This is a genomic window from Streptomyces sp. NBC_00038 (assembly GCF_026343635.1).
Classification (GTDB): Bacteria; Actinomycetota; Actinomycetes; order Streptomycetales; family Streptomycetaceae; genus Streptomyces.
The window spans coordinates 1,517,748-1,539,956 of sequence record NZ_JAPELQ010000001.1 but is presented as its reverse complement, the minus strand read 5'-3'; the positions used below and the strand labels follow the sequence as shown (position 1 = coordinate 1,539,956).

Below are 22,209 nucleotides of genomic sequence, written 5' to 3'. Positions count from 1 at the left end.
CTTCGGTCTCCACTCTCATCTGTGAGTTCAGTACTCCAGCAGATTCTCTTGTTCCGCCACTGCCAGGGAGACTATTCCCGCAGTGAAGTCCCGAATCCTGTTCTTTCGCTTCTCGGGGAGTTCATTGAGGCGCTGGGCAAGTTCCGTTGTGTTGCCCGGAGGTGCGACGGCCGGTGTTCCGTCGCCGCGATTTGTGCGAGCGTTCCTGATCGCCTCGGCAAAGGCCGGCGAAACGTTCAGCATTCTCATCATGCGCCGGTTCGAGTCGCGATTGATGAGGACCCTGCGCGGCGTGCCCTGGGGCTGGGGTGGCTGATCCAGTGGCCCTACAGAGAAGTTCAGAGGGCCGCGGCCCGTCGGAACCTTCTCCTTCCACGCCTTGGCATCACGGTCGTAGCGATACGTCCCCCACGCCGCGGATATGGAATGGGGGAACCCCTTGACCGGACCGGTGTGCCACGTCAGTTCGATCTGGTACCAGACCATGCGCAGTTTGTCGTCGCGGCTGTCGTCCTTCCGTCGTACCTCCTTTTCCGGGTACTGCTCGATGCCCCACTTGAAGGTGGGGTTGTTGATCGAGTTCTGGGCGGGCACGAGATTCGTGCCGAGGAACGGGCCGCCGAGTTTCTCGGTGAGCAGGTGCATCCGCACCCAGCGCTTGCTGGCGTCCGTGTTGAGGTCGTACTTGTTGATGTGACGGAAGCCGATGGGTTCCTGGATCAGGCTCGAATTCGCCTTCTGGCCGTGCGCCTCGACGAATTCCTTGTTGAGGTGTTCGGCCTTGAAGTTCTTGGCCAACTGACCGTTCACGAACTTCGGTATACGGGGTGCCGGGAGGTCCGGGTCCGGCTGGTTCGTGAGGTAGTCGGTGTGTTCCTCGTAGCCGTCCGTGTTCAGATCCTCGGCTTCGGTGTAGCCGCCCGTGACTGTGCCCTGAGGGTTGAGCCTGGCGGTGATCTTGAAGTCTGGCTGTCCCGTCTTGCTCAGGCTGGTGAGCCGGTAATGGCGCCGCATGCTCGCGAGCATCTGGCGGTGGACCTCCGGGTCCATGCCCTTGGTCAGCTGTTTCCGGATGAGGGGGCGGATCCGGGCGATGATCTTCGCCAGCCTTTCGGCCTTGGACTCCTCCTCGTTCTTCTTCTGCCTGTCCTTGTCGGGCCGGCTCTTGGGCCTGCCCGGGCCGCTCTTGTCGTGCCGGGGCCTGGGCCTGTCGGGGCCTCCCTTGTCGGGTTTGGTCCTTGGCCTGCCTGGGCCGTCCTTGTCCGGCTTGGGCTTGCCGGGGGTGTCCTTGCCGGGCGCGTCCTTGTCCGGCCCGGGCTTGCCCGGGGTGCCGTCCTTTGGCTTCGTCGAGTCCTTGTCGTCCTTCGGCTGAGCCGGCTTGTCGTCGTCCTTGTCCGGCTTGGACCCGCCGGGCGCGTCTTTGTCGGGTTTGGGCCCGGACGCCGGGCCGGCGTCCTCCTTCGGCCGGGGCTTCGGAGCCGGGGCCGGCTCGGGCTTCGACTTGGGGGCCGTCGGGCGTGTGTCCGGCTTGTTGGTGTGGGCCAGCGTTCCTTCGGGCTCCTTGTCGCCCTTCGGCCGGCCGTCCTTTTCGCCGACCGTGGGCCTCTTGCCGCCGCCCGTGTTCTCCGGGGACTTCTCCTGGCCCTTGGTCGCGGGCTGCTTGGGGGCGGGCCGCTTAGGGGAGGGTGCCGTGCCGGGCTTCGTGTCAGGCCTGTTCGCCGGTTTGGCTGCAGGTGTCGCCGCCGACGGGCGTGCCGCCGTGTCAGTGGGCGCGCTCCTGCCGTTCGTGTCGCCCTTGTCGTCCGAGCCCTGACCCGCCGGCCTCTTCTCTCCGCCCTTGTCCCCCTTGCCCAGCCTCGCCGCGACCCCCTTCAGACGCTTCCCCACCTTCGCCACGTACTTGCCGATCCCGCTGATCAGCGCCTCGTACGCCAGCTCGAGCAGTGCCACGATCCCCGCTGCGACCGCCTTGGCGAAGAGGATGCCCGCCCCGCCTTGGCGGACCGCCTTGAGCCAGCTGATGACCGCACCGATCGCCCGCAGGATCTCGCCGAGTGCTCCGATGGCCGTGCGGATGGCGTCGATCACTGCCATCGCCCAGCCCGCGCCCGGGATCAGTTTGGCGATGACCTTGGTGATGACGATCTCGCCGATGATGAAGGGGAGTTGGGGGACGATGGCGTCCCACGTCTCCTTGACGATCTTCTCCAGGGTGATGCCACCCTTGATCAGCCTGTCCAGGATGGCCCTGGGGATGCCGATGATCTCCTCGATCTTCGACTGGAACCACTGCTTGACGGCTGCCTGGACCTCCCGGAACAGGTGGTTCTTGGCGCCGTCCACCGCCGAGTTCTTGGCGCCGCTCAGCCAGCCGCCGGGATCCGAGAGGAAGTCGACGGCGATGAGCATGAAGTCGCCGAGCGCGCTCAGGAGTTTGGAGGCGTAGTCCAGGACCGTCTTGATCGCGTCCATCACGGCCTTGATGACGTCCTGGAGCATCTTCCTCAGGATGTTCAGGATGTCGCTCAGCAGCTTCGCGATGGCGTTCAGCAGATCGGCGACGACCTGCCGCAGCAGGGTGGCCAGCCGGTTGACGAGGGCGATCGCCGCCGCGATCAGAGAAGTGATGAACTTCCGGATGCGGTTGGCCAGTTCGATGACGGCACGCACCATCGACTTGGCGAATTCGATCAGGTCGTCGATGAGCTTCTTGACCGTGTCGACGATGAACTTGCGCGCCTCGTTGATCCAGCGCTCGACCGTTTCCCTGAAGTTCTTGATGAAGCCGACGACCGCGTCACGTGCCGCTCTGATGACGCGGACGATCGCGTTCTTGATCTCGATGACCTTCTGCTTGATCCAGTCGAAGGCCTTGGAGATCCAGTTGCCCGACTCCTGGACGCTGTTGTCGCGCTCCTTCTCGGCGTCCTGTTCGGCCTTGGTGTTCGCGTCCTGGATCTTCTTGTCGCCGTCGTCCTTCTCCTTGGTGACGTCCTTGTCGGTCTTCTCCTCCTTGTCCTGGACGTCCCTGCGGACCTTGTCGTGCCGCTCGGTCTTCTTCGTCCCGAGCTTCTTGAGCTCCTCGTCCTGCTCCGTGCGCCAGTCGGCGCGCTGGCCCGTGACCTCCGTCTGGGCCTTCTCACGCTCGCCCGTCTGGTTCTTCGTGTTCTTCGCTATCTCGCTGTCGACCTGCTGCTTGTGCTTCTGCTGGGAGTCGCGGAAGTCCCGGTCCTTGGTCTGCCGCCCCTCCGACATGCCCTTCTGGCCCTGACCGAAGGCCGCCTGGAACTGCGGGCCACTGTCGTGCTCCGCCACCGCCGAGGCAGCCTCGGGGGGCACGGCACCGGTCGATGCGCCGCCCTCCGGCACACCGCCCTTGCCGCCCTGCTGACCGGGCACCTTCCCCTTCATCTGCTCCTTGGGAGCATTGGGGTAGACCTGGTTCTCGCCCATCGGGCGCCCGGCGTCGTCACGGGCCGTCGTGACGGTCTCCTGGCCCTTGGCGTCGACGCTCTCGCCCTGTTCACCGGCGGTCTGCTCGGCGGTGTCCTGCATCTGCACGCCCGGCGCGTTGCCCGCCTGGGCCTTCTTGAGAGCCTCGTCCTTCGTCGGCAGGCCCGCGAACTTGGCGGCCAGCTCCTGTGCGTCCACCTCGAAGCCGAGCTTGTTCGCGATCCAGCCCAGGCCGAAGCCCAGGGCCATCTTGAAGGTGTCCCAGCCGCCCGGCTCCTCCGCCTTCTCGGCCTCGATCTGGCCCTCGGGCTCCTTGGCGCCCTCGACTTCGGCCTTCTCGTCCTTGGGAGCCTCGGACTTCTGCGCGGGGTCCTGGGAGTACTGGGCCGGCGCGTCGGACTTCGGCTTGCCCTCAAGGGTCTGCGGCGCACCCGCCGGGCGCTGCATCTGCGGCGGAGCGGCGGCGAGCGCCTTGTGTTCGTCGCCGACGGTGCGGTCCGCCGCGCCGCTCACGCCGGACATCGCCTGAAGTGCCTTGTGGGGCTTGAGTTTCGCGGCGGTGGACAGACCCGCCTCCGGAGACACCTGGGAGAGGTTCGGGGCCGCCGCGGAATCCTTCTTGCCCTTGCCCGGCGCGGTCGCCTTGCTGCCGCCACTTCCGCCACCGCTCCCGCCGCGCGATGCCTGGGATGCCTGCGGTGCGGAAGCCTGCTTGCGGCCCGGGGCCCTGGGGGCAGGCGCCTCCTCAACGGCGGGCGCCGCAGGGGCTCCCGCCTCGGGCGCCGTCACGGGTTCCGGAGCGGCGGGCGCGGGCGCCTTCGCCGCCGGGGCCTCCGCCTGAGGACTGCTCCCGCCACCCGACGTACCGGCAGGGGAGCCGCCGGAGACATGGCTGTCCCGCGCGGCCGAAGGAGCCTGCGATTCGCCGGCGGGCTCGCTCTTTCCGGCGGAAGCCGACCCCGAAGCCGATCCTGAGGTCGATCCCGAAGCGGATTCCGCGGCCGCTCCGGACCCAGCCCCCGCGCTCGCCCCCGAGGACTTCCCGCCCGCGGGCTCCGACGCCGCCGCCTTGCCACCGGCCGCCTGCGGGGAGCCCTTCTCCTGTGCACCCCCGGACTTGTCACCCGCGGCCGGAGTGCCCTTCTCCTCCTTGGCTGAAGCCTCCTTGGCAGCGGTCTCCGTGCTGTCACCGCCGACCGCGGCCTTGCCCGGCGCCTCCTGCACCGTGGTCTGCGCGGCGACGGGCCCGGCCTTGGGGTCGTCCCCGCTCTTCGGGTCCTTCGACACCGCTCCCGGTACCGGCAGTGCGGCCGAGGCCGACTCCGGATCGAGGACGCCGGGCTGCCCGCCCCCAGGACCGCCTTCGTCCGCCGCGGCCGTCGTCCCCGTATCGCCCGCCGCGTCGGCGACTTCCTCCTCGGACTCGGAATCGACCTCCGCCGCAGCGTCCTCGGCGTCCTCCGCGTCCCGCTCGGCCTGCACCTTGTCGGCCTTGGTGACGGGCGGCGCGGGGAACGAGGGCATCGCGGCGGCGGCCGACCCCGGATCGGACTCGTCCGCGGTCGGTACGGCGGACACGTCGAGGTCCTCCGTGGGGAGGAAGTCCTCCGGCTGGAGCTTGGTGTCCCAGGCGCTCTTCTCCGTGCCGCCGACCTCGACCTCCGACTCACTGCCGGAGCCCGACGGATCGTCGTCGGTCTCCTCCTCAAGGCCATCGAGATCCTGATTGCGTACGCCGTCCAGCCTGCTGACCGCGCCGGGCAGCTGCGTGTCCCTGCCGGACACCGTCTGCGAGCCCGTCGGTTTGTCCGCCGCGGGCTTGTCCTCCTGCTTCAGCTGCCGGCCGGCCACGAGCGCGTCGACCGCTCCCGGACGGTTCTTGGCCGCGGACTCCTCCTTGGTCGCGGCCGGGACACCCTGCTGATCCTGTCCCTCCTTGGCGCCGTCGGAGCCCGCGGTCTTCTTCTCACCGCCCTGCTGCCCACCGTCGGACTTCCCGCCCGAGGACGCGCTCTGCCCCGACGACTGCTGCTGAGGCGCCGCGGCCGGTGCCGCCGGAGCGGCCGACTGCTGTCCCGTGGACTCCGAACTCCCGCTGCCATGAGCCGAGTCGGTGCCAGGCTTCTCCGTCCGGCTGCCACCCTGTGGAGCGGTCCCCTCCTCCCGAGCGCCACCGTTGGCCGGGGTACTGCCCGCGGCGCCCTCCGTGTCGGCCGTCTCCTTCTCCGGGCCGGGCGCCTCCGCGGGTTTCCGCTCCTCCGCCCGCTCCTCCTCGTCCGACTGCCGCTCGGCCTCCCGCTCGAACCACAGTTCCTCGGCCGGATCGCGCTCGACCACCGGGACGTCGAGCGAGTTCTGCTCCAGACCGTCCGAGCCGACCTGCTCGATCTCGTCGACGAGATCGAGCACCCGCTCGTGCTCCGAGCTGAGCAGCCTCGACTCCAGGTGCTCGAGCACACCGTCCAGCAACTCCTCCGGCAGCCGGGCGAGTTGCATGCGCGTGCGCTTCGACCGGTCCTCCGGGTCGCCGCGCAGCGAGCGCACGACCGAGTTCGTCAGCCGGTCCACCAGGGTCGCCGGATCGATCTGCTCGATGCGGTTCCGGTCGGCGTCGACGGTGGCGTAGCGCATCCAGCCGGGAGTGGCCTGGCCCTCGCTCACCTCAACGGGCGCCGCCTCGGCCGGCTCGCCCACTGAAGGACGTACGAGCTCCTGCGCGGCCGACTCCGCCTCGCGCTCGACCGCTTGCTGCGGCAGGCTGACCGCGCCCAGGTCACGGCCGGCGCGCAGGGCGCCCAGACCGTCCGGGTTCTGCACGGTGTGCAACAGCTCGTGGGCGAGCAGGCGTTGACCGTCCACCGTGCCCGGCCGATAGGCGCCCGCACGGAAGAAGATGTCCTGGCCGACCGCCACGGCGTCCGCGCCGAGCAGGTCCGTGAGGACACCCGCGTCCCGGTCGGTGTGCAGGCGTACGCGGCTGAGGTCGTGGCCGAGCTGCTCCTCCAACTCCCTTCGCACGCCGATGTCGAGAGGCTGCCCCGCGCCGCTGACGATGTCCTTCGGCTCGGGCGTACGGGACTTGGCGGCGCGCTCCTTGCGCTTGCGGCGGCGCTGCTCCGCGGCCTGGTCGGTCTGCGCATCCTGGGACTGGGAGTTGCTCATCGCGTCACCTCTCCCCGGCCCGACAGACCCGCGTGCACCGCGCGCGCCAGCTCCTGGCCCAGACGGCGCGCGGACAGGCCGGCCGGCATCGGAGGCAGTGCCGAGAGCGTGTCCAGACTCAAGCCGCCGTCCGCGGCGATCGGGACACCGCGTTCGCGTACGAGACGCGTCAACTCCCGCTCGAACGAAGCGGATACGCGCTCCGGGTCCACACCGAAGCCGTCCAGGACCAGTTCGCCGACGTCCACCCGGATCGTGTGCGGCTGCCCGCTCGCTCCCGGGGTGCCGTGCTCTCCCGTCACACCCATCCGCGGACCTCCGAGGCAGTCAGGGAGCGTTCCAGCTTCACGTACTCGGTACGGGCCGCGGCGAGCATGTGGCGCATCTGCAGCCGGTCGCCCTCCTCGGCGGCGAGGAAAGCACCCGACAGGGCGATGTTGCGGATCGAGCCGCCCGCGACGGTGAGCTGTGCGAGGAGTTCGGGGTCGATGCCCTTCGTCGGCGTCTGCGGCGGAAGTACCCGGCGCCAGATCTCGGCGCGCTCGTGCTCCGCGGGGAACGGGAAGTCGACGACGAAGCGGATACGTCGCATGAACGCCGTGTCCAGGGCCTTCTTCATGTTGGTGGTGAGGATGGCCAGGCCCCGGTAGGCCTCCATGCGCATCAGCAGATAGCTGACTTCGAGGTTGGCGTACCGGTCGTGGCTGTCCTTCACCTCGCTGCGCTTGCCGAAGAGGGCGTCCGCCTCGTCGAACAGCAGGAGTGCGCCGCCGCGTTCGGCCGCGTCGAAGACCTTGCGCAGGTTCTTCTCGGTCTCCCCGATGTACTTGCTCACGACCTGCGAGAGGTCGATGACGAACAGGTCGAGCCCGAGTTCCTTCGCCATGACCTCGGCGGCCAGGGTCTTTCCCGTGCCCGACCCGCCCGCGAACAGGGCCGTGACACCGAGGCCGCGGCGCAGCGTGGCGGCGAAGCCCCACTCCTGGTGGACGGTCGCCCGGCGGCGCACATGCGCGACGATCTCCCGCAGTGTGCTCGTCTGCCGCTCGTGCAGCACCAGGTCGTGCCAGCCCGCCTCCGGCTCGATCCGCCGACCCAGCTCGTCCATGCCGAGTCGGGCTTCGCCGAGTCCGGCCCGCCAGGCGAGCGAGGCGGCGTCCAGCACGTCCTCGCCGGGCAGATCACGGCGTACGGTGTCGGCCGCGGAACGTATGACGTGCGGCGGCAGCTGGAACTGCGCCACCAGCGACCGCAGTTGACCCTCGTCGATGTCGGCCACGTCCTCGAACGCGCCCGCCCAGAGCCCGAACTGTTCCTCGTCGTCCAGGCGCGGCACGTTCACGCGCTCGCCGCGCGACCGCTCCGTCGGCCGTGGATCGGCACCCGACACGACGACGGGGACGGCGGCACCGGCCAGGAACGCCTCCGTCGCCGCACGCTGATCGCGGTCCAGTTCACCCACCTCGACCAGCAGCGCGGCGGGCAGCAGGATCGCCTCGCGCTGCCACAGGCGGGCGAGCAGGTCGCGCTGCGCCGGGTCGGTGGGGATGTCCTCCGCGCTCATCTCGTACAGGCCGAGCCCCGAACGCGCGGCCGCCGCGGCGGCGATGTCGGCGCGGCTTCGCAGATCGCCGCCCACGACCTCGACGAGCAGTGGCGCGCCCGGCCGTGCCGTCGTCGTCCAGCCCGCCGTGACACGGCCCGCCGCCACGTCGTACGACGGCGGAAGGTCGTCCGGCACCGGGGCGCGCCGCAACTGACCGTGAAGCCTGGCGTCCAAATACGGCGAGCCGAGCAGGAAGTGCAGGATGCGCTCGTCGAGCCGCAGCCGGGACCGGGTCAGCCGCGTCTCGTCGTCCAGGTCGACCAGCCGCCACCGGCGCAGCGGGGCGACCGGCGTCAGCGCACTCCAGTGGGCCCCGTCCAGCACGGCGAGTGCGAGGGAGAAAGTGGGGTGCGCACGCTCGGGATCCCCACCGGCGGCGGCGCAGCGGGCGGCCGTGGTGGGGTCCAACTCGTAGGCGGCGGTGAGCAGGACGAGGTCCCGCTCGAAAGGGGTGAGACCGAAGTAGGCGGTTAGGGCGTCGAGGGGAGCGATGCTGGGACCGTCGATCGCTGAGGCCGTGGGGGTGGAGGCGGGGGCGGTGCTGTGCGGGGTGGGTGCGGGGGTGGAGGGTGCGGCGGGGGAAGCGCCGTCGGGACCGGCGTCGAGTCCGACACCGCGACCGTGATCGGGACCGGTGCCGAGGCCGTCGTCGAGACTGGCATCGCGACCGTGATCGGGCCCGGCACCGTGAGCGCTGTCGAGACCGTCGTGGGGACCGGCGTTGAGGTTGGCATCGGGACCGGCGTCGGGACCGACACCGCGACCGTGATCGGGACCGGTGCCGAGGCCGTCGTCGAGGCTGGCGTCGCGACTGTTGTCGGGACCGGCACCGCGAGCGCTGTCGAGACCGTCGTCGGGACCGGTGTCGAGGTTGGCGTCGAGACCGGCACCGCGACCGCTATCCAGACCGGCGTCGCGACCGGTGTCGAAGCCGACACCGCGATCGCCATCGAGGCCGCCATCGGCACCGCCGACCCGACCGCTGCCGGAGCCGCCACCCGTTGGGTGACTCGGCCCGTCACTGGAGCGGTGCCCCGTGCCCGGCCCCGCCTCCGTCACCCCAGCGCCGACCCGCGTCGGCTTGGTCGCCCGGCTCGCATGCACGTCGAGCAGCGCGAGGACACGCCGAATCTCCGTGTACAGCGTCAACGCGTCACCCGACGCGGCCCCCGCGCCCCTCTCCCGCGTACCCATGTCCTGACCCGCCCCCGTCTCCCGCACCGCGCCTCAGCTCCCGTCGTTCTCGGCGCTGCCCGTCTCGGTGGCGGGAGCGTCGGAAGGGGTGCGCTTGGCAGTGCCGGTCGTCGACTTGCGGGTCCGGGCAGGTGTCCTGGCGGGCGCCGCGGTCTTGCCGGACGCCTTCGCGACGGCCCGCGCGGGCTTCTTGGCGACGGCCTTCGTGACGGGCCGGGCGTCGACCTTGGTCTGCCCGTTCGCGTCGGGCTTCGTGTTGGGCTTTGCGTCGTGCGCCGTGTCGGGAACCGCGACGGCCTTACCGGGTGACCGCCCGGCGCCGTCCCCGGCCGGGGACGGCGGAACCGGCGCCCCCGGCGCCCCGAACGGCAGCACCCGAACCGTGCTGCGCTCCACCGGCTTCGCCGGCGTCGGTGTCTCGCGGCCCTCGATCAGCACCAGCGCCGCCTGGTAGGTCACGGACAGCGCGTACGGTGTCTGGTTGAGCATTCCCCAGAGCTTCGACGTCTCGTCGATGTCCATGACCGTCGGCACGAACCGCACCCGCTGCGCCGCCTCCGCGAGATCGCTGTCGGCCAAGTAGGGCCGCTCACCGGCCTGTTCGATGATGTCCTGGGGCAGCACGGGGATCTCGTGGAGCGTGCGCACCACGGTTCCGATGAGCCGCTGTCCGACCAGGTCCGTCTCCTCGCCGTACGCGCTGATCACGAAGTTCAGGTCGAGGGCCGCGGCGGGCCGCTTGAGCAGCGTGCCGTCCGGTGCGCGGGTGGCCAGGTCGTTGTTGCGCTGCGAGGTGTTGGGCGTGACCTGGTACAGGAACACGGTGATGGTGGGATCGGTGGGCGGATCGGCCGGCGGCTTGCGCGTCTCGACCTTGACGGCCATGTCGATCTCGGGCTGCAGATTGGCCTCGATCAGCAGGGCGAGGGCCTGGGTGACGTGGGCGATGGCGAGTGCGTTGCTCATGGCGTCGGTTCCTCAGTCCCTGATCCCGTGATCCCCGGTCGATCCCATGTCCCTGATCCCGTAGTCCCTGGTCGATCCCACGGCCCTGGTCCCCTTGTGAACCGTTCAGCCGTTCTTGCGTCCCTCAGTTCGTTCACGTCGTTCACTCGCGCCCCCGAGCCAGGTACTCCTCCAGGCTCACGGTCGCCCCGGGCCGCCGTACCGCGGGCGCCTGCGTCCGGCCGCCCGCGGAAGGCGACGGCGCCGCCGTCACCTCGAGCCGCCCGATCTGCACCTGCACCACGTGCTCAGCGCCCCGCCCCGCCCGCCTGCCCGCCACCTGCCGCACGGCATCCCGGGCCGCCGCCGTGTCCGCGGCGCTGGGCCGCGGCGGAGTGGACACGGCGGTCGAAGCGGCTTCCGTACCCGGGGGGGTGGGTACGGAAGCCGCGCTCGGGGCGGCGGGAAAACCCGCTCGGGCACGTGCCGAACGGCGTCCCGCCTCGGGGACGGGCCTGAGCCCGGGCGTCACCGCGGCGGCGGGCCGCAACAGCGGCACCACAGGGGCTTCCCGCTCGGTCGCGTGAGACGCGGACCGTGCGGGCTGGGGCGAGCGCTCGGTCCGTACGACGGTCTGCTCCCTCTCCGTGCGGAAGTGGACCTCACGGGAGGTGGGTCGAACCGTCAACCCGTCGTTGTCCGAAGGGAGTTGGGGCACGGTCGGCCATACGGGCTCCTGCGCGTCCGAAGCCCCGGTCCGTACCGCCTCGACGCGCTCGAAGGGGCCCGTGAGGCGCGGCCGTACCCGCACCACCCCGGGGCGCGGTGCGGCGCCCAGGGCATGACGGGCGATCAGCCGGTCGAGGAAGTCCGGGGCCACAGGGCCCTCGGGCGTGCGCCCGGAGAGGTCAGACATCCGCACACAGCTCCAGGTAGTAGCGGCGCCGCAGCGGGCTGAGCGCCAGGATCTCGGGCTCGCTCCACCCGTACGCGGTGGCGAGCAGATGGACGTCGAGCAGCAAGTCCCTTGCCCAGGCGTCCAGTTCGGTCCAGAGGTAGGAGGCGATGTCCAGTTCGGCCCGGGTCGCCGTGCCGCACTCGGGACAGTTGATGTTGAGCGTCACGTCGGCGGCCGGATCGGCCGCCTCCGCGGCCTCGGCGATCCGCCGCTGGACGGACGGCGGCAGTACGTCGACGAGGGCGCCCCCACGGGGCACGCCGGGGGGCACACCATCGTCCGCACCGTGAGGCACACCATCGGCTACGCCGTGGCGCGCAGCATCGGCCACGCCGCGGGGAACACCGCCGGCCACGCCGCGGGGAACACGGCCGGGCGCGACCTCCCCGTCACGGACGACCGACACGACGCACCGCGCGAGCAGCGCCCGGCGGGCGTCGGCGTGCCGGGCCGCCGCGGTGAGGTCGGCGACGTTCGGCACCCGGAACTCGACCACCCAGCCGTCCTCGGCGATCCGCACCGGTGCCGCCTCGGGCACCCGCAGCGACCGGGCGAACTCCCCGGCATCCAGGTCGAATTCCATGTCCGCACCGCACGACTCGCACTCCAGGCGCACCTGCATCCGCTCGCCGAACAGGGAGCGGCGCAGCGCGAACAGATCGGCCTCGCGTGCGCCCACCGGCAGCGACAGCAGTGCTTCGCTGTCGCCACCGGTGTCCGGGCGCGCCGCGTGGTGCAGCAGCAGGGCACGCCCGTCGAAGGTCCGGTCGAGCCCGGCCTCCCAGGTGGCCAGCAGCTCAGTGGCCTGAGTGATCGCCATGTGTACCCCCGCCCCTGTCCGTTCGCGACCCGCTCCCGTGCGGGCCGATGGTTCAACTTGCGTGTGCTGCGACGTGCATGCGGCTCAACTCGCTGGTGTTCAAGCCGGGTTGAGGAACGACGGCTCCTCCGGCTCCGGAACCTCGTAGTCCCGCTCCCAGCCCTCGCATTCGAGCTTCAGGCTCTGGATCGCCACCGCGTTGGCGTTCGCGTCCAGTTCGCCGAGGACCTGGTACTCGCTCGGCCAGGTCCGGTAGAGCTTGTGCGAGACAGCGACCTGGCCGGCCTCGTTGAGGACCTGGATGACGATGTCCTTGCGGAAGTCGGCGAGCGACACCTCGGAGCCGAGCCCCGCGCCGACCTGCCAGACCTTGTTGGCCCAGCGGTCGAACTCGGGGTCGTGCGTCACACCGCGCTCCAGCGTGATGCCCTCGAACTCGGAGCGTCCCGGCGACTTGCGCGGGGAGCTCGGATCGCCTCCGTGCCGGTGCTTGACGACTTCGGTGGTCCGCTTGAGCGGACTGACCTTGCTGATGCCCGCGACCGTACGACCGTCCCACAGGACCAGGAACTTGAAGTTCTTGTACGGATCGAAACGATGGGCGTTGACCGTGAACTCAGCCATCGAATTACTTCCTCGGTATTCCGTGGATTCCTTGCAGATTCCTCAGCGCGGCTTCCCTAGAGCTCGAACTGCCCGGACGTCTGCTGGATCTTGACGATCACGAACTCGGCGGGCCTGACGGGCGCGATGCCGACCAGCACGTTCACGACGCCGTTCGCGATGTCCTCGTCCGTCGTGGTGTCCTTGTCGCACTTGACGAAGTACGCCTCGCGCGGCGTGCTTCCCTTGAAGGCGCCCTGACGGAACAGCGTGTGGAGGTACGAGGAGGCGCTGAGGCGGATCTGCTGCCACAGGTTCTCGTCGTTCGGCTCGAACACGACCCACTGCAGGCCGCGTTGCAGGCTCTCCTCCACATGCAGGGCGAGCCGCCGCACCGGCACGTACTTCCAGTCGCCTTCGAGGGCGTCGGAGCCCTCAAGGGTGCGCGCTCCCCAGACCAGCGGGCCCACCATCGGGAAAGTGCGCAGGCAGTTGACGCCCAGCGGGTTGAGCAGCCCGTTCTCGCGGTCGGTCAGCTGGACCGTCAGCGAGTGCACGCCCGCGAGGCGTGCCTCGGTCCCGGCCGGTGCCTTCCACACGCCGCGCTCGGAGTCCGTGCGGGCGAACACGCCCGCCACCGCCCCCGAAGGCGGGAAGGAGCGGAGCCGCCCGGTGAGCGGATCGGTGAGCTGCAGATGCGGGAAGTAGAGCCCCGCGTGGTTGCCGCGCACCGCGTCGAACGCGGACAGACCTGCCCGCGCCGAGTCGACGCTGCCCCAGGAGCCCGGGGCGTCGACCAGGAGGAAGATCCGCTGCTGCTCGCACAGGCGCTGTGCCGCCGAGACGACCGTCACCATGTCGTCGGTCGACTCGTACGCCGCGAGTTCCGGCAGGGCGAGCAGGTTGACGTCGGCGACGTCGCGCAGTGCCTGGATGCCGGTCTTGTCAGTCTCGCTGCCGATCAGGTCGCGCGGGCCCGGTGCCTCGCCGTCCTGGCCGCCGTCCAGTGGGAACACCGGCGGGTTGACCGAGGCCTCCAGGCCCAGGTCGTTGGCGCACTCGCCGACGAAGCGGACGACGTCCTCGGGGTCGGTGGACCCGGCGACGACCTGGAGTCGCCGGCCGAACGCGGTCACCTCGGCGCCGGCGAAGGCGTGCTTGCCGGGCGCGTCGGGAAGTGCGCGCAGCTTGCGCTCAAGGAGCAGCGCCAGCTCGGTGACGGTGCGCGGAGCCTCGCCGTCGCACTCGGGGTCGTACAGCGTGAACTCACGCTCGACCTCGCCGATCTTCACGGTCAAGTCGACCGCGAGGTCCGGCAGTTCGTGCCCGAACGGCTTGGAGACGGTGCCCGACGGGTCGGGGCGGCCCTCGCCGACGACGTCCACGCGGATCAGCCGCGAGCCGGTGTTGACCAGGGTCGGGGCGTAGCGGCCGCTGGCCGGGTCCAGGGAGAGGCCGGTGAAGGACTCGCGGGCCTGGCCCCTGGCGTCGTACACCCGCAGGTTGAATGTGTCGTCCGGATGCGGGGTGTCGTAGTCGACGGCGACGCGCAGGCCGTTGCCCCATACGCCGGGCTCCTTGGCGTGCACTTCGAGGACCGCGCTCTCGCTGTGGCCCTCGGTGGACTCCAGGGTCACGCAGGCGGCCTTGCCGGTGTTCGCTTTCGCGACCCGGACGATCACGGCGACGGTGCCGCCGTTGCCGAAGAACTGGTGCACCGCATAGCCGACGGCGCTCTGCGCGCTGAGGCCCCCGAAGCGGCGCTCGAACTCGGTGAAGCTCGTGACGCGCACCGGCTCGTTGAGCGGGCCGCGCCGTGTGTGACCCACGAAGGCGGTCACCGAGGTGGTCACGGTCGAGATGGTGCGGACACTGCTGGGAAGCTCTTCGACGTAGACGCCGGGATACGTCGGCTTGGCAGCGCTCACTGCATTCGTCGGCATTCCCCCTCCTATCCCTTCTCAGGCACCAGGTGAAGGCACCAAGAGACAGCAGAGGAAGGCGGCTCGTCAGCGGGTCCGCCCGTTGTCAGGCCGACCCGAAACGGCGTGCGTGACCGTTCATGCCCCTAGGTCCAAGGGCACGCCGATCACCCACGCTTGATCAGTTTTCCCCCGTCAGTCCCCGGGCGGTTGGCCACCCGGGTCAAGCGATGAGCTTGTGACTCCTGATGCGTGTGTGCTCAACCCACTCTGAAGTGTGCGTAGTTGACAAAGCAAGGCCTCTTCTGGACAGCGCGGGGGGAGGTTCTGTGAAGGGGATGTTCGTCAAATGCAAAGTTTGCGGAGGTGCGGGGCTGTGGAGCTGCTGTGAGAGCCATCGGGTCAACTGGCCTTCACCGAGGCCGAATTTAGGCTTGACGCGCGGGGCCGCGGGTACGGTCGACATGCCGTCTCGTGCTGATTCCGCGGCAGGGCGGCGACGGGGGTCGCATGCAGTTCATCGAGGTGACCGAGCTGGCGGGGGTGCGCTCGGCGGTCATACGGTTCCGCAAGCCGGGGACCGGGCTGGAGTTCCTGCTCTTCCCGATGATCCACCTGGGCGAGGCGGACTTCTACCGGGAGGTGGCGGGCCTGCTGCGCCGCCGCTGCGATCTGGTGATCGCGGAGGGGGTCGGCAGCGGATCGGCAGGCGCCGACGCGCTCGTGGCGTCCTACGCGCGGCTGGACGGGCACGAGCAACTGGGGCTCGTCGTGCAGGACATCGACTTCGACACGCTCGGCGTGCCCGTGGTGTGCCCCGACATGGGCGGGGAGGAGTTCGAGAAGGGCTTCCGTCGGCTGCCGCTGAAGGAACGGGCGGTGCTGGCCACGGTGGTGCCGGCCGTCACAGCGGGTATGCGGTTGTTCGGTACCCGCCGCTACCTCGCCCGGCACCTGGCGACCGAGGACCTGCTGAGCGATGCCGAGGAGGCGGCGGCGGACTTCTGGCCGGGCCTGGACGATCTGGTGATGCGGCGCCGCGACCGGCTGCTCGTGCGGGCGCTGACGGACTACCACCGCGCATCCGCGGACAGGACCGGTTCCTTCACCATCGGTGTCGTCTACGGCGCCGAGCACATGCGCGCCGCGGCCGACGCCCTGTACGGCCTGGGCTATCACGCGGCGGACGCCGACTGGGTGACGGTCTTCCTCCTGGACCGCCCGGACCGCCCGGACCGGCCGGGCCCGGAGGGGACCCGCGCCCACCCGGCGTGAGCCCGCCGTTGCAGGGCTCGACCTCCTAGTCCGTGCGCCGCGGACCGTGCCGTACGGCGAAGACGCTCAGGACCGCGATCTTCACGACGATGGCCGTCGCGATGAAGCCAATGGCCCAGCCGGTCCACTGTGTGCCGGCCAGAACGGCTCCGCCGAGCCCCAAGTGCACGGCCATGGCGACGATCACCGCGCAGGCCACCCCGAAGCCCGTCCAGCCACGGTGCCATCGGCGATGGGCCACGGTCTTCTCCGGAACAGGGCGAGCGGCGTCGGGCTGGACGGCGGGCTCCTCCGGCCGTCGCCAGTCCACGCTCAAGGGAGCGCGCCTGCTGAACCTGCTGATGTGCGCTGTGAGGAGGTCCTGGAATCGCCGCAGGTCCTCCTCGTCGGCAGCCTCGATGCGCAGCGTCAGCGTGCCCGGGTCGGCCCGCATGGCGCACCGCCCCCAAGGAAGGTCGAGCATGCCGTGGGTCTCCGACCACTCGACGGTGATCTCGTCCGGCCTGAACCCCGGGCTCGCGTGGGTTCCGGCGGATGTCTCGCCGCCGTGGCGGGTGCGCGGACGGTGGCCCAGGTGGCGGCCCTTGTTGCTGAAGTGGCGGCAGAGCTGGACGAGGTAGCGGCCGGGACGGTCGGTCTCGATGTGGGCTTCGGTGATCGGCATGGGGTTCCCCTGGTCCGGGCGTCGGCGAGGGCCGGTCGTTCACGAGAGGGCTTCCCGTCGCGTGTGGTTGTCCGGCTCCTCATGACGACATCAGCTTTATCGATACACAGTGTCTCTGTCAATCCACTCTGTATCGGCATCGGCACGCCGTATGCTTGGAGGGTGCCGAAGCTGTGGAACGAGACCATCGAGGAGCACCGGCGCGCGGTGCGCGACGCGGTGCTGGCGGCAACGGTGGCTCTGGTGGCCGAGCAGGGGCTGCGGGGCGTGACGATGTCGCGGATCGCCGAGGAGACCGGGATCGGCCGGGCCACGCTGTACAAGTACTTCCCGGACGTCGAGTCGATCATGGTGGCCTGGCACGAGCGTCAGATCACCGGACATCTGCATGAGCTCGCCGGACTCCGGGACGGCCCCGGTGGCGCCGGCGAGCGGCTGGCGGCGGTACTGGAGGCGTACGCGTTCATCCAGCACCGGCGCCACGGCCACGGCGCGGAGCTCTCGGCCCTGCTGCACCGCGGTGAGCACGTCGTCCACGCCGAGCGGCATCTCCACGGCTTCGTACGGGATCTGCTCGCCGAAGCCGCGGCGGCGGGGGAGGTCCGGGACGACGTCGCGCCGGACGAGCTGGCCACGTACTGCCTGCACGCCCTCGCGGCGGCGGGCGGTCTGCCGTCCCAGGCCGCGGTCCGCCGACTCGTCGCGGTCACCGTGGCCGGGCTGAGCCCGTCGAGCTGAGCCCGTCGAGCTGACCCCTCGCGGGGTGGTGTCCCTGTCCTGAGACGTCGTCAGAACCCTGGACCCGCTGCCGGACGGAAGCCCGATCCCCTCAACTGCTATGCCTCCCGGCTCACTTGCGCCCTCTGGCACCGCCTCCGTCCTCCGATCTGATCCGCCGGGCGGGCCCCAACCGCGCTCCATTCGGGGTGGCCGGTCGGATGCACCCCCGGCGTGCTTGATCGGTCACTCCTGATCGGTGCCTGAGTCAGTCGGCCCTTCAGGCACGCCGTTCGCAGGTTGTTGGTGTCTTCAGCCATGGGGAAGCTGGCGTGCGTCGGTGGAGGACAGCGGCCCCTGTTCGGGAGCGTCGCGCACTGAATCGAGGTGAGCATGGCGGATCCGGACGACCGGCAGGCGGAAGAGGGCGGCTACGTCGCCCAGGTGATGTCGGTGCTGGCAACCGGCCTGGAACGGGCCGCGCTGCACTGGCGGGGGCGGGATGTGACGGCGGGGGAGTTCACCGACTCGGTGAACGGCGTGACCCGCAAACTGCGTGGTCTTGGAGTCGGGGCCGGCAGCGTGGTCGGCGTTCTGGTGGCGCCCAACAGTCCCGAGATGTTCTATGTGCGCTACGCGGCCCACCAGCTCGGCGCGGCAGTCTGCTATCTCCGGTCCACGAACCCGGGGTCGTCGGCGGAAGTACTGCCCCTGGACGCCCAGTTGACGATCCTTGTCGACACATCGGCCGATGTTCTGTACGCCGACGACGAAAACGCCGTACGCGCAAAGGAGTTGGCCGGCCTCGCGCCGGGCGGCTTCGCACTCGCCGGGTTCGACGACCGTGGCTCCGAGGAGGTGAAGGAGGCCGAAGAGTTCGGGGTCTGGGATCCGCAGGCCCTCGCCGTGATCGCGTTCACGAGTGGGAGCACCGGGAGGCCCAAAGGGATTCGTCAGTCGGGGCGGATCTGGGACAGCATCGTACGGACCACGATGACCGCGATCACCGAGCCGGATCACGCGCGGATGCTCGTCACCACCCCTCTCAGCCACACGGTCGGACCGATGGCGGATGCGGTCCTCGCCTCCGGCGGAACCGTCTTCCTGCACGAGGAGTTCGACCCGGCCCGGACGCTCGGAGCCATCGAGGAACACCGGATCACGCGGACGCTGGTGGCGACTCCGCACCTGTACCAGCTCCTCGACCACGACAGCATCGCGACGACCCGGCTGTCCTCGCTGCGGCAGTTGATCTACACCGGCTGTGCCGCCGCGCCCGCCAGAATCGCGGAGGCGGTCGGCGTCTTCGGGTTCGCGCTGGTGCAGGGCTACGGGACCACCGAAGGCGGCCGCGTCACCCTCCTCGATCCCGGGGACCATCAGGACGCGCGGCTGCTGTCCACGGTGGGGCGACCGTTTCCTGAAGTCGAACTCAAGGTGTGCGACCCCGACTCCGGCCAGGAGCTGGCGGTCGGCGGGACCGGCGAGGTGTGGCTCCGCTCGCCGCATGTGATGGACGGGTACTGGGCGGACCCCGAGCTGACGGCGCAGGTGCTGCGTGACGGCTGGTACCGCACGGGCGACATCGGCCGCCTCGACGAGAAGGGGTATCTGCGTCTCCTCGACCGGATCGCCGATGTGGTCAAGACCCAGGGCGTCAAGGTCTATCCGGCGGTGGTGGAGCGGGAGATCCTCGCGCTGCCCGGTGTCGGGCAGGCCGCTGTCTACGGCGTCCGCGACGCCGACAACATTGAACGCCTGAACGCCGCGATCGTGGCACGGCCCGGAGCGCGGATCAGCCCCGACGACGTCCGGTCGAGGGTCGCCGCGGCGCTCTCCGCCCAGCACGCGCCCGAAGTGATCCTGCTGCTCGACGAGCTTCCGCTCAACGACTCCGGCAAGCCGGACAAGCGTCGGCTGCGTTCCCTCGGCTCCGCCGCAGCGTGAAGGGACCCACGAGCCCCCCGGTCCGCCGAATACCTGGCAAACCCGAACGACAGTCACCAGAGAGCGAGTTGACGCAATGACTCTTCACGTGGACCTCTTCTCGCAAGAGATGAAGGAATTCGCCCACCACAAGCGGCAGTTTCTGGAGATCGGACGGAACGCCGGACGGTTTCCCAGCGCCGTCGCACGACAAGGGCACGACGGTACCGACGTGGAGATCAGCGTCTGGTGCAGCAACGACTACCTCGGCATGGGGCAGAACCCTTCCGTGATCGAGGCCATGAAGGAGGCCATCGACGCGTTCGGCGCGGGCTCCGGCGGCTCCCGCAACATCGGCGGGACCAACCACTACCACGTACTCCTCGAGAAGGAACTCGCGGCGTTCCACGGCAAGGAAGCCGCGCTGCTCTTCAGCTCCGGATACACCGCGAACGACGGCGCCCTGTCCGTCCTGGCCGGCCGGATGCCCGGCACCATCGTCTACTCGGACGCGCTGAACCACGCCTCGATCATCGACGGACTGCGCCACAGCGGCGCCCAGAAGCGCATCTTCCGGCACAACGACGTCGCGCACCTCGAAGAACTGATCGCCGCCGACCCCGCCGACCGGCCCAAGCTGATCGTGCTCGAGTCGGTGTACTCCATGTCCGGCGACATCGCACCGCTCGCCGAGATCGCCGACATAGCCAAGCGCTACGGCGCCAGCACCTTCCTCGACGAAGTGCACGCGGTCGGCATGTACGGCCCCGAGGGAGCGGGCATCGCTGCAAGGGAGGGCATCGCCGACGACTTCACCGTCATCATGGGCACCCTGGCCAAGGGATTCGGCACCGCGGGCGGCTACATCGCCGGGCCCGCCGCCCTGGTCGACGCGGTACGCAGCTTCTCCCGCTCGTTCATCTTCACCACCTCCCTGCCGCCGGCCATCGCCGCCGGCGCGCTCGCCGGGGTCAGGCACCTGAGGTCCTCCGACGAGGAGCGCGACCGGCTCCGGGACAACGCGCAGTTGCTCCACCGGCTTCTCGACGAGCGGAACATCCCCTTCGTCTCGCCCATGTCCCACATCGTCTCCGTCTTCGTCGGCGACGACAGCCTCTGCCGGAAGGCCTCCGAGTTCCTCCTGCAGCGTCACGGCATCTACGTGCAGGCCATCAACGCCCCCAGCGTGAAGGCCGGCGAAGAGATTCTGCGCGTCGCCCCCTCCGCCACGCACACGTCCAGCGACGTCGAGAAGTTCGCCGAGGCGCTCGACGGCATCTGGCAGGAGCTCGACATCCCCCGCGCCCAGCACACGCGCGGCAACTGACAGGGAGTCGTCGGCGGTCGGACGCGCTCTGGCGTCCGGCCGCCGTCGGCCGTTCCAGCGGAGGTGGAGATCTGATGACTCTCTCGGTAGCCGCGGTACTCGCCGAATCCGCGGCACGGCGCCCGGACCACCCGGCGATCGTCTTCGGCACGGAACGGGTGACGTACAGCGAACTCTGGTTCCGGGCACGGCAGTACGCGACCGTGTTCCGCGAGCAGGGGATCAACCCCGGTGACCGGGTCGCGCTGCTGCTGCCCAACGGGCTCGAGTTCCCGGCCGCCTATTTCGGGGTGCTGGCCCTCGGCGCGGTCGTGGTGCCCGTGAACGCGCTGCTCCGGGCGGCGGAGATCGAGCACGTCCTGAGCGACTCCGGCGCCGAGCTGCTGGTCTGTGCCGCTCCGTTGCTCGGAGAGGGAGGCAAGGCAGCCGAGGCCACCGGGGTTCCGGTACTCACCACGGGCGCGGACGGAGTCGACGCGCTCGCCGAGGGGGCCGAACCGATCAGCGGCTGCGCGCCGAGCGAGCCCGGCGACATCGCGGTGATCCTCTACACCTCCGGCACCACGGGCCGGCCCAAGGGCGCGATGCTCACGCAGCTCAACATCACGATGAACATCCAGGTCGGGATGGACTCCCCGTTCGACTTCCGGCCCGATGACGTGCTGCTCGGCTGTCTGCCGCTGTTCCACACCTTCGGCCAGATCTGCGGGATGGGTACCTGCTTCCGGGCCGGCGCCACCATGGTGCTGATGGAGAGGTTCGACGGCGCGGGGGCACTCGACCTCATGGTGACCCACGGCTGCACGGTGCTCATGGGCGTACCGACGATGTATCTCGCGCTCCTGGACGCGGCCGCCGGCGATCCGCGACGGCCACCCCTCGACCGTGCCTTCTCCGGAGGATCGGCGCTGCCGGTCACGGTCCTCGAGGAGTTCCAGGAGACGTTCGGCTGCCAGATCTACGAGGGGTACGGGCTGACGGAGACCTCGCCCGTGGTCGCCTACAACCAGCGGGCGTGGCCCTGCAGGCCGGGCACCGTGGGACGGCCGGTCTGGGGCGTCGACGTGGAGATCGCCAGAGCCGATCTGGAGGGCCGGATCGAGCTGCTGCCCACCGGTGCGGTGGGGGAGATCGTCATCCGGGGGCACAACGTGATGGCCGGCTATCTCAACCGGCCCGAGGCGACGGCCGAGGTGATGGTCGACGGCTGGTTCCGCTCGGGCGATCTCGGTGTGAAGGACGGCGAGGGCTATCTGTCCATCGTCGACCGGAAGAAGGACCTCGTGCTGCGCGGCGGCTACAACGTCTACCCGCGGGAGATCGAGGACGTACTGGTGCACCACCCGGCGATCGCCCAGGTCGCCGTCATCGGTGTCCCGCACGCCTTGCACGGTGAGGAGGTCTGCGCAGTGGTGCTCACGCGAGCCGGTCTCGCACCCGGTCCGGCGCTGGGTGCGGAGATCACCGCCTGGAGCAGGGAACGGCTCGCCGCCTACAAGTACCCGCGGCGGGTGGAGTTCGTCGACGCGTTCCCGCTCGGCCCCAGCGGAAAGGTTCTCAAGCGGGAGCTGGTGGCACTCTTCTCCACAGCGTCCGCCGGGCGCTGACCGCACGCGAAACTCCTGGTGGTCCGGACG

General features: G+C 70.0%; 14 protein-coding genes. 5 read left to right on the top strand and 9 right to left on the bottom strand.

Going from position 1 to position 22,209, the window contains the following annotated elements:
- Positions 1–27: 27 nt before the first annotated feature.
- The 8 genes from OG219_RS07155 to OG219_RS07120 all read right to left on the bottom strand — a co-directional run bounded on the left by OG219_RS07155 (position 28) and on the right by OG219_RS07120 (position 14,684).
- A complete protein-coding gene (locus OG219_RS07155; RefSeq protein WP_266824014.1) occupies positions 28–6,615 on the bottom strand; it encodes a DUF4157 domain-containing protein in 6,588 nt (2,195 codons plus the stop codon).
- Positions 6,612–6,923 (bottom strand): hypothetical protein, encoded by a 312-nt coding sequence (locus OG219_RS07150; RefSeq protein ID WP_266824012.1) that lies wholly within the window; start codon positions 6,921–6,923, stop codon positions 6,612–6,614. Before OG219_RS07150 ends, OG219_RS07155 begins: the two co-directional genes overlap by 4 nt.
- Positions 6,914–9,415: an ATP-binding protein gene (locus OG219_RS07145; RefSeq protein ID WP_266824010.1), complete on the bottom strand. Its 2,502-nt coding sequence runs from the start codon at positions 9,413–9,415 to the stop codon at positions 6,914–6,916. The genes OG219_RS07150 and OG219_RS07145 overlap by 10 nt, the downstream gene beginning before the upstream one ends.
- Before the next feature lie 33 nt (positions 9,416–9,448).
- Positions 9,449–10,381, bottom strand: coding sequence for a DUF4255 domain-containing protein (locus tag OG219_RS07140; RefSeq protein ID WP_266824008.1), 933 nt, complete (start codon positions 10,379–10,381; stop codon positions 9,449–9,451).
- 142 nt (positions 10,382–10,523) lie between these two features.
- Positions 10,524–11,276, bottom strand: coding sequence for a hypothetical protein (locus OG219_RS07135; RefSeq protein ID WP_266824006.1), 753 nt, complete (start codon positions 11,274–11,276; stop codon positions 10,524–10,526).
- Complete coding sequence (locus OG219_RS07130) at positions 11,269–12,138, bottom strand: hypothetical protein (RefSeq protein WP_266824004.1); 870 nt, start codon at positions 12,136–12,138, stop codon at positions 11,269–11,271. The genes OG219_RS07135 and OG219_RS07130 overlap by 8 nt, the downstream gene beginning before the upstream one ends.
- Before the next feature lie 99 nt (positions 12,139–12,237).
- Positions 12,238–12,762, bottom strand: a complete 525-nt coding sequence (locus OG219_RS07125) for a phage tail protein (RefSeq protein ID WP_067023001.1) — start codon at positions 12,760–12,762, stop codon at positions 12,238–12,240.
- Positions 12,763–12,818: 56 nt separating this feature from the next.
- A complete protein-coding gene (locus tag OG219_RS07120) occupies positions 12,819–14,684 on the bottom strand; it encodes a phage tail sheath subtilisin-like domain-containing protein (protein ID WP_266824000.1) in 1,866 nt (621 codons plus the stop codon).
- A 489-nt stretch (positions 14,685–15,173) separates the two neighbouring features.
- On the opposite strand from OG219_RS07120, the gene OG219_RS07115 reads away from it, so the two are divergent.
- Positions 15,174–15,938 (top strand): hypothetical protein, encoded by a 765-nt coding sequence (locus OG219_RS07115; RefSeq protein WP_266823998.1) that lies wholly within the window; start codon positions 15,174–15,176, stop codon positions 15,936–15,938.
- 25 nt (positions 15,939–15,963) lie between these two features.
- Here OG219_RS07115 and OG219_RS07110 read toward each other — a convergent pair whose 3' ends face one another.
- Positions 15,964–16,602, bottom strand: coding sequence for a DUF2218 domain-containing protein (locus tag OG219_RS07110; protein WP_266823996.1), 639 nt, complete (start codon positions 16,600–16,602; stop codon positions 15,964–15,966).
- Positions 16,603–16,764: 162 nt separating this feature from the next.
- Here OG219_RS07110 and OG219_RS07105 point away from each other — a divergent pair, with 162 nt between their 5' ends.
- From OG219_RS07105 to OG219_RS07090, 4 genes are all read left to right on the top strand, one after another.
- Complete coding sequence (locus OG219_RS07105) at positions 16,765–17,340, top strand: TetR/AcrR family transcriptional regulator (protein ID WP_266823995.1); 576 nt, start codon at positions 16,765–16,767, stop codon at positions 17,338–17,340.
- Positions 17,341–17,712: 372 nt separating this feature from the next.
- Positions 17,713–19,266, top strand: coding sequence for a class I adenylate-forming enzyme family protein (locus tag OG219_RS07100; protein ID WP_266823994.1), 1,554 nt, complete (start codon positions 17,713–17,715; stop codon positions 19,264–19,266).
- A gap of 76 nt (positions 19,267–19,342) precedes the next feature.
- On the top strand, positions 19,343–20,572 hold the full coding sequence (hemA, locus tag OG219_RS07095; RefSeq protein WP_266823993.1) for a 5-aminolevulinate synthase: 1,230 nt from the start codon (positions 19,343–19,345) through the stop codon (positions 20,570–20,572).
- Between the two features lie 74 nt (positions 20,573–20,646).
- Complete coding sequence (locus tag OG219_RS07090) at positions 20,647–22,179, top strand: long-chain fatty acid--CoA ligase (protein WP_266823992.1); 1,533 nt, start codon at positions 20,647–20,649, stop codon at positions 22,177–22,179.
- Positions 22,180–22,209: the final 30 nt, after the last annotated feature.